This window comes from Ruegeria sp. AD2(2025) (assembly GCF_056542385.1).
In genome coordinates this window covers 386,236-397,063 of record NZ_JBQFZS010000001.1, presented here as the reverse complement: position 1 = coordinate 397,063, position 10,828 = coordinate 386,236, and the positions used below count along the sequence as shown (strand labels likewise).

Sequence of the window (10,828 nt, the reverse complement as noted above, 5' to 3'; positions counted from 1 at the left end):
CTTAGGCCTGTGTCGAAGGCTGCGGCATCAGGAAATGACCCGTACCCTGCGCAAACAGCTTGGCGTGATTGTCCTGCCACGCCTCGACCCGGACCGAAGCATAGCGCCGTCCAGACCGGTTGATGAACGCCCGCGCATAGGCATCACGCGGCAGGCCCGAGCGCAGGTAGTCGACGGTGAAATCGATGGTCTTGGGAAAGCGGATGTTTTCGTCGGTCAGAATGTCCTCGGCATCGATCTCACCGCTTTCGATCCTTGGGAACATATGCTCCCAGCTCAGAGTGATGACGGCGGTGACTTCGAGAAAGGCCGCTGTCACGCCCCCGTGGATGGCGGGCAGAAACGGATTGCCGATCAGCTTTTCATCGAAATTCAAAACACCGGTCAGCTCATCCCCCCGCCGATCAAAGGTAATGTTCAGAAACCGGATATAGGGCACGCCTTCGACCAGCGCCGTCAGGGCGGCGTCGCGACGGTGCTTGACCACCTGCATGGGTTCGGGACGGGCGCGCGCCATGTCAGCTGCCCTCCACGGTGAACGCGCCCGAGGCGGTGGCGACCGGGCGCTCGCTGTCATCATCCGTTGCGGTTGCGCGTACGAAAGCCACGTTGCGGGTGATGTGATAGCAGGTGGCGCGGGTGCGGATGCTCTGCCCCGGCGTTGCGGCGCGCATATAGTCGATGCGCAGATCGATGGTGGCCGTGCCGCCCGGGGCGGATGGATGGCTCATCACCGCAGCACCGCAACAGGTGTCCAGCATTGCCGACACCGCGCCACCATGGATCACCCCGGTGCGAGGATCACCAATAAGCTGTTCGTTGTAGGGCATCGAGATTTCGGCCTCGCCCTCTCCGATATGGGTCAGGTCTAGCCCCAAGGCTCTGGCGTGCGGTATCGCCTCGATGAATTGCCGCGCTAATACTGTCTTGTCGACCATGGGGTTGGGTCCTGTCCTTCTATCTGCCCCTTTATGGGCCTGCCTCTGCATCAAGGGCAAGCCTGCCTGTTGCGCTTGCCGCAGCGACACCATAGGTTGCAGCCAAGGAGACCCCGAATGTCCGACACCCGTTTGTCATTCAAAGAAATGTGCGCCGAGTTCGACGTGACTCCACGCACCCTGCGCTATTACGAATACATTGAATTGCTGCAGCCTGACCGCGAAGGCCGGGCCCGGTATTATGGCCCACGCGAATGCGCCCGAATGAAGCTGATCCTGCGTGGCCGCAAGTTCGGTTTCCCACTGGAAGAGATTCGCCAGTGGCTGCTGATCTATGAAGATCAGGGCAACCAGGCGCAGATGGCGACCTTCATCGAGATGGCCGACCGCCAAATGGAAGAGCTGCGCCAGCAGCGGACCCAACTGGACGAGGCGATGGATGCGCTGCAGCAGTTGCGCGACCAGACGGTTGAACTTCTGAAATAGCCACCTGCCCCTACGGCAAGAAAATTACCTGAAATCGCCCCTTACGCGACCGGATGTTACGTCAACCTAGTTGTGACGCAGCGTCCGGATTACGTAAACGTCACTTGTGTGTTGTAAAACGTTCATCGACTGCGCAACTCAGTGCTCATGACGCCAGTGATGAGAGTTTACGACATGACCGAAGACCTGATGACCATACGTGAAATGTGCGAGACCTATGACGTCACGCCCCGCACCCTGCGGTTTTACGAGGCCAAAGAGCTTTTGTTTCCGATCCGCGAGGGTCAGAAACGGTTGTTTACCAAACGCGACCGCGCGCGCCTGAAGCTGATCCTGCGCGGCAAGCGCTTTGGCTTCAGCCTGGAAGAAATCCGCCAGCTGCTGGACCTGTATCATGTGGGCGACCAGCAGGTGACGCAGATGTCGCGCACCTATGAGATCGCCTGCGAACGTCTGGCCGACATGGAGTCGCGCCGCGAGGAACTGACGCAGGCCATCGACGAGTTGAAAGAGCAGTTGCGCTGGGGCGAGAAGGTTATCGCCTCGATGAAACAGGAAAAGAAGGCGGCTGAATAAGCCTGACCTTTCGGACATATGAATTAAGGGAGCTTCACATGCCCGTCTACACCGCGCCAACCAAAGATACTCAGTTCATTTTGCACGACGTTCTGAAGGTCTCGGAGTCCGACATTCCGGGCTACAATGAGCTTGATGCCGACTTCACAGGCGCCGTTCTGGAAGAGGCCGGCAAGGTGGCCACCAACGTGCTGCATCCCCTGAACGTGGTGGGCGACACCGAGGGCTGCCGGTTGGAAAATGGTGTGGTGTATACCCCCACGGGCTTCAAGGACGCGTTCGAGCAGATGAAGGAAGGCGGCTGGCCCGGTCTGGACATGCCCGAGGAATATGGCGGCCAGAACATGCCCTATGTCATCGGGACTGCCGTGGGCGAGATGTTCTCGGGCGCGAACCAGGCATTTGTGATGTATCAGGGCCTGACCCACGGCGCGGCCTCGGCGATTCTGGCGCATGGCACCGACGCGCAGAAGAACACCTATCTGCCCAACATGGTCAGCTGCGAATGGACCGGCACCATGAACCTGACGGAACCCCATTGCGGCACCGATCTGGGCCTGATGCGCACCAAAGCGGAACCGCAGGGCGACGGCAGCTACAAGATCACCGGTCAGAAGATTTTCATCTCGTCCGGTGACCACGACATGGCCGACAACATCATCCACCTGGTGCTGGCGAAAATCCCCGGCGGACCGGAGGGCATCAAGGGCGTGTCGCTGTTCATCGTTCCGAAGTTCATCGTGAACGAAGACGGCTCCTTGGGCGAACGCAACGGCGTGTCGGTCGGCAAGATCGAAGAAAAGATGGGCATCCACGGCAATTCGACCTGCGTCATGAACTATGACGAGGCGACCGGCTGGCTGCTGGGCGAGGAACACAAGGGCATGCGCGCCATGTTCACCATGATGAACGAAGCGCGTCTGGGTGTGGGCATGCAGGGCTTGTCTCAGGCCGAGGCTGCGTTCCAGAACGCCCTGGAATACGCCAAGGACCGGCTGCAGGGCCGCGATGTGACCGGCGTAAAGAACCCGGACGGCCCGGCCGATCCGCTGATCGTACATCCGGATATCCGCCGTAACCTGATGGATCAGAAAAGCTTTACCGAAGGCGGGCGCGCGTTCATCCTGTGGGGCGCGACCATGCTCGACAAGGCGCACCGGTCGGGTGACGCGGATGCGGACGGTCTGATCTCGCTGCTGACGCCGGTGATCAAGGGGTTCCTGACCGATCAAGGCTATGACATGACCGTTCAGGCGCAGCAGGTTTATGGCGGCCATGGCTACATCGAAGAATGGGGCATGTCGCAATACACCCGCGACGCCCGGATCGCGATGATCTATGAGGGCGCAAACGGCGTTCAGGCGCTGGACCTCGTCGGCCGCAAACTGGCACAGGATGGCGGCAAGCACGTCATGGCGTTCTTCGAGATGGTCAAAACCTTCTGCAAAGAGAACGGCGGCAAGGATGAGAGCTATGACAAGGCCTTTATCGAACCACTGAAAGCCGCGTCGAAAGATCTGCAGGCCGCGGGCATGTACTTCATGCAGGAAGGCATGAAGAACCCCAACAACGCGCTGTCGGGTTCCTATGACTTCATGCACATGTTCGGTCACGTTTGTTTGGGCCTGATGTGGGCGCAGATGGCCAAGGCCGCACAAGACGCGCTGGACGGCGGTGCCTCGGACAAAGAGTTCTACGAGACCAAGATCAACACCGGGCGCTTCTACATGGCCCGTCGCCTGCCCGCGACCGCCTTGCATCTGGCCCGCATCCAGACCGGCGCGGACACGGTAATGGCACTGGACGCGGCGAACTTCTGATCTCAAAGTCTGGGTTCGGGCCAGACGGCCCGGGCCTGCCCCAGAGGAGACACGATGCCCAAACGCTTTCGCATGACCCGCCGTTTTCCGGTTGCCATGACCGAGGACGGATATCGCAAACTCCGCGGGTTTGCCCGCGAGGCAGGGTTGGACGAAGGCGAGGCGCTGTCGTTTCTCTTCGAAAACTTCAACAGCGTGATTGATCATGACAACCTGACGCACAGGCTCCGCATCTTCAATTCCGAGTTGGAAGCCAGAAAGCGCTAAACGCACAATACGCCTTGGGAGGGGCGCGCACATGACCATCAAACTGCATTGCTTCGGAGAAAGCGGAAACAGCTACAAGGCAGCGCTGGCGCTTGAGATGTCGGGGTTGGACTGGGAACCGGTCTTTGTCGATTTCTTTAACGGTGCAACACGCACGCCGGAATACCGCAGCGAAGTGAACGAGATGGGTGAGGCTCCCGTCATGATCGACGGCGATTTCCGCACCAGCCAATCCGGCGCGATCCAGGCCTATGTAACCGAGAAATCCGGAAAGTTCGGCGGCAAAGATCGGGATGAGAATTATGAGATTTTCAGATGGGTCCTGTGGGATAACCACAAGCTCAGCTCGGTCGCGGGCCTGACCCGGTTTCTGGTCAACTTCCTGCCCGAGCAGCACCGCAACCCCGATGTTATCGCCTTCAACCAGGGCCGCTTGAAGGCTGCCTACCAAACGCTGAACGCGCACCTTGAGGGCCGCGACTGGATCGTGGGCGACGGCGTGACCAACGCAGATATCAGTTGTTGCGGATACCTGTATTACCCCGAGCCATTCGGCTTTGATCGCGCCGACTGGCCCAATATCGACGCCTGGCTGACGCGCCTCAGCGAACAACCCGGCTGGAAACACCCCTATGACCTGATGCCCGGCAACCCGTCGGATCGCGCTTGAGGAGACCCCAATGACCGAAGCCTATATCTATGACGCCCTGCGTACGCCGCGCGGCAAGGGCCGCAAGGATGGCAGCCTGCACGAGGTGACCTCGGTGCGCCTTTCCGCCCTGACCCTGAACGCGATGAAAGAGCGCAATAATCTGGAAGGCCACGCCGTTGAGGATGTGATCTGGGGCAACGTCACCCAAGTCATGGAGCAAGGCGGCTGTCTCGCGCGCTCGGCTGTTTTGGCGTCCGATCTGGATCAATCGATCCCCGGTCTGGCGATCAACCGGTTCTGTGCAAGCGGAATGGAGGCCGTGAACCTCGCTGCAAACCAAGTCAGGGGTGGTGCAGGCGAAGCCTATATCGCGGGTGGTGTCGAGATGATGGGCCGCGTGGCCATGGGCAGCGACGGTGCCGCGATTGCGGTGGACCCGACGCTGGCAATGGAGACCTATTTTGTGCCGCAGGGTATCTCGGCGGATATTATCGCAACCGAGTATGGCTTCAGCCGCGATGACGCGGATGCCTTGGCTGTTGAATCGCAAAAACGCGCGGCAGCTGCATGGGAAGACAACCGGTTCGAAAAGTCGGTGATCTCGGTCAAGGATCAGAACGGGCTGACCATCCTGGACCGCGATGAATACATGCGCCCCGGCACCGACATGCAGTCTCTGGGTGCTTTGAACCCGTCCTTCGCCATGATGGGCGAACAGATGCCCGGTTTCGACAAGGTGGCGCTGCTGAAATACCCGCATCTTGAGCGGATCAATCACATCCACCATGCGGGCAACAGCTCGGGCATCGTGGATGGGGCCGCCGCGGTTCTGATCGGCAACAAGGAGTTTGGCGAGAAATACGGCCTGAAGCCGCGCGCGCGCATCAAGGCGACCGCCAAGATCGGCACCGATCCGACCATCATGCTGACCGGACCGGTTCCTGTGACCGAGAAGATCCTCGCCGACAATGGCATGAAGATCAGCGATCTGGACCTGTTTGAGGTGAACGAAGCCTTCGCCTCGGTCGTGCTGCGCTTCCAGCAGGCGTTCGACGTCGATCCGGCGCTGGTAAACGTCAACGGCGGCTCGATCGCGATGGGGCACCCTCTGGGCGCAACCGGCGCGATGATCATCGGCACCCTGCTGGATGAGCTTGAGCGTCAGGACAAAGAAACCGGTCTGGCCACGCTGTGCATCGCGTCCGGCATGGGTGCGGCAACGATTATCGAGCGTGTCTGATGCCCAAGATTGATCTTTCCAAAATCCCGTTCCGAAACGGGTCCGGCTATCCCGGCAAACTGGCGCACGCTGGCGATGACCGTTACGTGCAACCCTTGGGCGACGCGAACGGTCTGACGCAATTCGGGGTCAATATCGTGCGGCTGGAGCCAAACGGCCTGTCCTCGCTGCGACACTACCACATGGAGCAGGACGAATTCGCCATCATGCTCAGCGGCGAATGCACCCTGATCGACGATGATGGAGAGCACCAGATGCTGCCCGGCGATTGTGCTGCGTGGCCCGCTGGTGAGGCCAATGGCCATCACCTTGTCAATAGAACCGACGCGCCCGCGACATTCCTTGTGGTGGGCACGCGAACCCCGACCGAGACCGGCTATTACAGCGACATAGACATGATGGTGAAGTTCGACCCCGACGGTTTTGCTTTCACCCGCAAGGATGGCAGTCCTTTGACGGCTGACCAGATTGGAGAAGACAATGACTGACTTCACTCTGACCAAAGACGCAGATGGCGTCGCCTTCATCACCTGGGACGCCCAGGGCAAATCCATGAACGTGCTGACCCGCGAGGCCTTTCAGGAGGTCAGCCAACTGATCGATCAGGCCCTGAACGATGATGAGATCAAGGGGATCGTCATCACCAGTGGCAAAGAAGGCTCGTTCGCAGGCGGCATGGACCTGAACACGCTGGCGACGATCCGTCAGGAAGCAGGGGATGAACCGGCGCAGGCGCTGTTCGACTTTGTCATGGGCGGCCACCACATCCTGCGCAAGCTGGAACTGGCGGGGATGGACCCCAAGACCCAAAAGGGCGGCAAGCCCGTGGCATGCGCCATCAACGGCACCTGCGCGGGGATCGGAACCGAGATCGCGCTGGCCTGTCACCACCGGGTCATGACCAGTAATCCGAAATCCAAGATCGGCCTGCCCGAGATCATGGTCGGCATCTTCCCCGGCGGCGGCGGCACCATGCGTTACAGCCGTATGGTGGGTGCGATGGCGGCAGCTCCGGTGTTGCTGGAAGGCAAGATGATGGACCCGAAGAAGGCCAAAGGCGCGCAGCTGATCGACGCGGTGGAGGATGATCCGGTTGCTGCTGCGAAGGAATGGGTTCTAAACGCCAAAGACGCCGATCTGGTCAAACCGTGGGACGCCAAGGGCTACAAAATGCCCGGCGGTGCACCCTACCACCCAGCCGGATTCATGACCTTCGTAGGCGCCAGCGCGATGGTGAACGGCAAGACCCAAGGGGCCTTCCCGGCGGCCAAGGCCCTGCTGAGCGCGATCTACGAAGGCGCACTGGTCGACTTCGACACCGCTCTGCGGATCGAGGCGCGGTGGTTTACCAATGTCCTGATGAACCCCTCCTCGTCCGCCATGATCCGGTCGCTGTTCCTGAACAAGGAAGCGTTGGAGAAAGGCGCGGTGCGGCCCAAGGATGTGCCTGATCAGCGGGTCAAGAAGATCGGTGTTCTGGGCGCGGGCATGATGGGGGCCGGTATCGCCTTGGTTTCGGCGCAGGCCGGGATGGAGGTGGTTCTGATCGACCGTGATCAGGCCGCCGCCGACAAGGGCAAGGCTTATTCCGAGACCTACATGGACAAGGGCATCAAACGCGGCAAAGCGACGGCCGAGAAGAAAGAGGCCCTGCTGGCACAGATCACCGCGACCCCCGATCTGGAGCATCTGAAAGGTTGCGATCTGATCATCGAGGCCGTGTTCGAAGACCCCGGCGTCAAGGCTGAGATGACCAGACGCGTCGAGGCGATCATCCCCGAGGATTGCATCTTTGCCTCGAACACCTCGACCTTGCCGATCACCGATCTGGCCAAGGCGAGCGTGCGGCCTGAACAGTTCATTGGCATCCACTTCTTCTCTCCAGTCGAGAAGATGTTCCTGGTCGAGATCATCAAAGGCAAGGAAACCGGTGATCGCGCCGTCGCCAAGGCGCTGGATTATGTGCGCCAGATCCGGAAGACGCCGATCGTGGTCAATGATGCGCGCTTCTTCTACGCCAACCGCTGCATCATTCCTTACATCAACGAAGGTGCGCGCATGATCACCGAGGGCGTCAGCCCCATCCTGATCGACAACGCCGCGCGTCAGCTTGGCTTCCCGGTGGGTCCGATCCAGTTGACGGATGAAACCTCGATCGATCTGGGGGCCAAGATCGCGCGCGCGACCAAGGCGGCGATGGGGAATGCCTATCCTGAAAGCCCCTCGGACGATCTGATCTTCTGGATGGAGGAACAGGGCCGTCTGGGTCGCAAGGCCAATGCCGGTTTCTTCGACTATGACGAGAAGGGCAAGCGCGTCGAATACTGGAAGGGGCTGCAGGACCAGTATCCGCTGGCCGAAGATCAGCCCGACCTGATCGAGGTGCAGGAACGTCTGATGTTCGCGCAGGTTCTGGAAGCGGTCCGAGCGCTGGAGGAAGGTGTTCTGGAAGACATCCGCGAAGGCGACGTGGGCGCGATCCTGGGCTGGGGCTTTGCGCCTTGGTCCGGTGGTCCGCTGAGCTGGCTCGATATCATCGGCACACCCTACGCCGCCGAACGGTGCGATCAACTGGCCGCAGCCTATGGCGAGCGTTTCACCTGCCCGCCGTTGCTGCGCGAGATGGCCGAAAGAGGCCAAAGCTTCTATGGCCGGTTCAACCCCGAAGCGCGGGCCGCATAAACACATTGATACAGGCGCATGACACCATGCGCCTGTACACCTAAAGTCAGGCCATCCATTCAGGCCGCAGAAACAGCACGGGTGCGTTCGGACGCCCCGGTCGGCCCGGTCGGCGTATCCCCGACGGGGGCCGGATCGGAAAGATCGGTTCCTGCGGAATAGGTGCGGGCAACGCACCCAACGGGTTGGCAAAAGGCGAAATATCGCCCTTGATTGCAACCGCATCGATCAGCAGGCTGGCATCCTCGGCATCGGCGACCTCATAGACGCTGGTCCGCCCCACCGCTCCGATCATCCGCCCCGAGGGGCAATAGGCCTGAAACCCGCCTTCGATGAAAACCACCTCATCCTCATCGAAGAACAGCGACGTTACATCGAATGTCTGCGCCGGTGCCTGCGACTGCAGACGCCCCACACCGCTGAGCATCCGGGCGGGCACGATCGAGATCCCCTCGACCCCCAGCCCCAGCTTGCCCTGATCCAGCGCCATGCCCTGTTCCGGCATCAGCCAGACGGGCCGCCCGTTGTAGGCCGCGCGTGACGGGACAAGCACCGGCAGGTGCTCGGCCCGCCGCTCGTCCCCCGGCACCACGATGCGGTCGACGCAAACGCGCCGCACCTCCCGAAATCCATGATCCAGCGTCCGTACCAGATCACCCGCAACCAGCGTTTCGACCGGCTTCCAGCCGCCGGTGGTTGCAACCTTGGTTCCATGCAGCAAACCACCGCGGCGCGCTGACACAGACTTCCCCGAAAAGGCCTCTTGGCCTCTGTCTTCACGTTTCGAATACCCCGAAACACTCACTACTTCCAACACGTGCCGTCCCCCTTTTGGCACCTTCAAACAAACAGAAGGGTCCAACCGTTGTGCCTTACGAGGACTTAGTTTCGCCACATTTGAGGCCAAATCGGGCCAATTTCGCCGCATTTAACGCTCAATCCGCAAACAAACTCACGCGCCAGATCAGCTTTGAGCGCGCTACGGAAACGATCATCATCAAATTCATTAACAAAACCGGCAGCGAATCCCGGCGGCCCGGCCTTGATAGGCGGCCCGCGCCAAATTCGCCCCGCCAGACGGTTAGAGGTTTGCGCCACGGGAATTCAGCATGTTAAGCTTGCCGCAAAATAATATTCGAGCAGCCTTACCCGATGACCGCACTCAAACAGTACCAGCGGATCGAAGCCACCGGTCTGTGGCGCGCCACGCCCGACGAGCAGCGGCGCGAGGTTGTGGTGTCGATTGGCGAGGCCACGCTGACCATCTCGGACTTCAATGACCGGGCGCTGACCCATTGGTCTCTTGCTGCGCTGGAACGGCAAAACCCCGGCGCATATCCCGCGATCTTCAACCCCGATGGCGACCCCGGCGAGACGCTCGAGCTGCCGGAATCCGAGACCACGATGATCGACGCCATCGACCGGCTGCAACGCGCCATCGATCGGTCGCGCCCGCATCCCGGGCGTCTGCGCTGGCTCAGCGTTGCAGGCGTTGTCCTGGCTGTTGTCGTCCTGCTGCTGCTGTGGCTGCCCAGCGCATTGCAGCGCCATGTTGTCGCCGTCGTCCCCGAAATCAAGCGGCAAGAGATCGGCGACACGATCCTGCACCGGATCGAGCGGGTGTCGGGCAAGGCCTGCACCTCGACAGATGCGCAGGACTCGCTGGACCGGCTGGCGCGCAGAACGGGCGTGCGGCAGATCGTGATCCTGCCCGCTGGTTTGCCCGACAGCCTAAGCCTGCCGGGCGGCACCGTCCTGCTGAACCGGGCGTTGGTCGAGGATCACGAGGACCCCGCCGTCGCAGCGGGTTACGTGATCGCAGCGCGGGCACGAGCAGCGCAGCGCGATCCGCTTGATGACCTGCTGGACCGGACCGGCCCCACCGCCGCCTTCCGCCTGCTGACCACCGGCGAACTGACGCCGGACATCGTGGATGCCTATACCGAAGAGGTGCTGTCCCAACCGCGCCCTGCGATCACCGATGGCGACCTGCTGGCGATGTTCGCGCAAGCCGCCCTGCCCTCGACCCCCTATGCCTATGCGCAGGACATAACGGGCGAGACGGTTCTGGGCCTGATCGAGGCCGACCCGATGGCGGGCCGGACCCTCGAACACGTCTTGCCGGACCGCGACTGGGTTCGGCTGCAGAATATCTGCGGGCAATAGT

The 10,828-nt window shown here is 61.0% G+C and carries 12 protein-coding genes; 9 read left to right on the top strand and 3 right to left on the bottom strand.

The window, feature by feature from the left end; genetic code table 11:
• Nucleotide 1: 1 nt before the first annotated feature.
• Both ACR1XV_RS01920 and ACR1XV_RS01915 read right to left on the bottom strand, forming a co-directional pair.
• Entirely contained in the window at nt 2-517 is a 516-nt protein-coding gene (locus tag ACR1XV_RS01920; RefSeq protein ID WP_480528590.1) for a PaaI family thioesterase, read from the bottom strand.
• Between the two features lies 1 nt (nt 518).
• On the bottom strand, nt 519-938 hold the full coding sequence (locus ACR1XV_RS01915) for a PaaI family thioesterase (protein ID WP_480528589.1): 420 nt from the start codon (nt 936-938) through the stop codon (nt 519-521).
• A 117-nt stretch (nt 939-1,055) separates the two neighbouring features.
• Between ACR1XV_RS01915 and ACR1XV_RS01910 the strand changes: the two genes are divergently transcribed.
• The 8 genes from ACR1XV_RS01910 (at nt 1,056) to ACR1XV_RS01875 (ending at nt 8,661) form a co-directional block, all read left to right on the top strand.
• Nucleotides 1,056-1,424: a MerR family transcriptional regulator gene (locus ACR1XV_RS01910; RefSeq protein ID WP_480528588.1), complete on the top strand. Its 369-nt coding sequence runs from the start codon at nt 1,056-1,058 to the stop codon at nt 1,422-1,424.
• 174 nt (nt 1,425-1,598) lie between these two features.
• Nucleotides 1,599-2,000, top strand: coding sequence for a MerR family transcriptional regulator (locus ACR1XV_RS01905; protein ID WP_480529280.1), 402 nt, complete (start codon nt 1,599-1,601; stop codon nt 1,998-2,000).
• Nucleotides 2,001-2,038: 38 nt separating this feature from the next.
• Nucleotides 2,039-3,820, top strand: coding sequence for an acyl-CoA dehydrogenase C-terminal domain-containing protein (locus ACR1XV_RS01900; protein ID WP_480528587.1), 1,782 nt, complete (start codon nt 2,039-2,041; stop codon nt 3,818-3,820).
• Nucleotides 3,821-3,874: 54 nt separating this feature from the next.
• On the top strand, nt 3,875-4,087 hold the full coding sequence (locus tag ACR1XV_RS01895; RefSeq protein WP_480528585.1) for a hypothetical protein: 213 nt from the start codon (nt 3,875-3,877) through the stop codon (nt 4,085-4,087).
• Between the two features lie 31 nt (nt 4,088-4,118).
• On the top strand, nt 4,119-4,757 hold the full coding sequence (locus ACR1XV_RS01890; RefSeq protein ID WP_480528584.1) for a glutathione S-transferase family protein: 639 nt from the start codon (nt 4,119-4,121) through the stop codon (nt 4,755-4,757).
• A 10-nt stretch (nt 4,758-4,767) separates the two neighbouring features.
• Nucleotides 4,768-5,979, top strand: coding sequence for an acetyl-CoA C-acetyltransferase (locus ACR1XV_RS01885; protein WP_480528582.1), 1,212 nt, complete (start codon nt 4,768-4,770; stop codon nt 5,977-5,979).
• Nucleotides 5,979-6,467 (top strand): cupin domain-containing protein, encoded by a 489-nt coding sequence (locus tag ACR1XV_RS01880; RefSeq protein WP_480528581.1) that lies wholly within the window; start codon nt 5,979-5,981, stop codon nt 6,465-6,467. Before ACR1XV_RS01885 ends, ACR1XV_RS01880 begins: the two co-directional genes overlap by 1 nt.
• Nucleotides 6,460-8,661, top strand: a complete 2,202-nt coding sequence (locus ACR1XV_RS01875; protein ID WP_480528580.1) for a 3-hydroxyacyl-CoA dehydrogenase NAD-binding domain-containing protein — start codon at nt 6,460-6,462, stop codon at nt 8,659-8,661. Before ACR1XV_RS01880 ends, ACR1XV_RS01875 begins: the two co-directional genes overlap by 8 nt.
• Before the next feature lie 46 nt (nt 8,662-8,707).
• On the opposite strand, the gene ACR1XV_RS01870 is transcribed toward ACR1XV_RS01875, so the two are convergent.
• Nucleotides 8,708-9,403: a Hint domain-containing protein gene (locus tag ACR1XV_RS01870; protein ID WP_480528579.1), complete on the bottom strand. Its 696-nt coding sequence runs from the start codon at nt 9,401-9,403 to the stop codon at nt 8,708-8,710.
• A gap of 410 nt (nt 9,404-9,813) precedes the next feature.
• Here ACR1XV_RS01870 and ACR1XV_RS01865 point away from each other — a divergent pair, with 410 nt between their 5' ends.
• Nucleotides 9,814-10,827, top strand: a complete 1,014-nt coding sequence (locus ACR1XV_RS01865) for a hypothetical protein (RefSeq protein ID WP_480528578.1) — start codon at nt 9,814-9,816, stop codon at nt 10,825-10,827.
• Nucleotide 10,828: the final 1 nt, after the last annotated feature.

Excerpts from the sequence above, each read along its gene's own strand:
- ACR1XV_RS01920 (WP_480528590.1), bottom strand. The coding sequence starts at position 517 with ATGGCGCGCGCCCGTCCCGAACCCATGCAGGTGGTCAAGCACCGTCGC.
- ACR1XV_RS01915 (WP_480528589.1), bottom strand. The coding sequence starts at position 938 with ATGGTCGACAAGACAGTATTAGCGCGGCAATTCATCGAGGCGATACCG.
- ACR1XV_RS01910 (WP_480528588.1), top strand. The coding sequence starts at position 1,056 with ATGTCCGACACCCGTTTGTCATTCAAAGAAATGTGCGCCGAGTTCGAC.
- ACR1XV_RS01905 (WP_480529280.1), top strand. The coding sequence starts at position 1,599 with ATGACCGAAGACCTGATGACCATACGTGAAATGTGCGAGACCTATGAC.
- ACR1XV_RS01900 (WP_480528587.1), top strand. The coding sequence starts at position 2,039 with ATGCCCGTCTACACCGCGCCAACCAAAGATACTCAGTTCATTTTGCAC.
- ACR1XV_RS01895 (WP_480528585.1), top strand. The coding sequence starts at position 3,875 with ATGCCCAAACGCTTTCGCATGACCCGCCGTTTTCCGGTTGCCATGACC.
- ACR1XV_RS01890 (WP_480528584.1), top strand. The coding sequence starts at position 4,119 with ATGACCATCAAACTGCATTGCTTCGGAGAAAGCGGAAACAGCTACAAG.
- ACR1XV_RS01885 (WP_480528582.1), top strand. The coding sequence starts at position 4,768 with ATGACCGAAGCCTATATCTATGACGCCCTGCGTACGCCGCGCGGCAAG.
- ACR1XV_RS01880 (WP_480528581.1), top strand. The coding sequence starts at position 5,979 with ATGCCCAAGATTGATCTTTCCAAAATCCCGTTCCGAAACGGGTCCGGC.
- ACR1XV_RS01875 (WP_480528580.1), top strand. The coding sequence starts at position 6,460 with ATGACTGACTTCACTCTGACCAAAGACGCAGATGGCGTCGCCTTCATC.
- ACR1XV_RS01865 (WP_480528578.1), top strand. The coding sequence starts at position 9,814 with ATGACCGCACTCAAACAGTACCAGCGGATCGAAGCCACCGGTCTGTGG.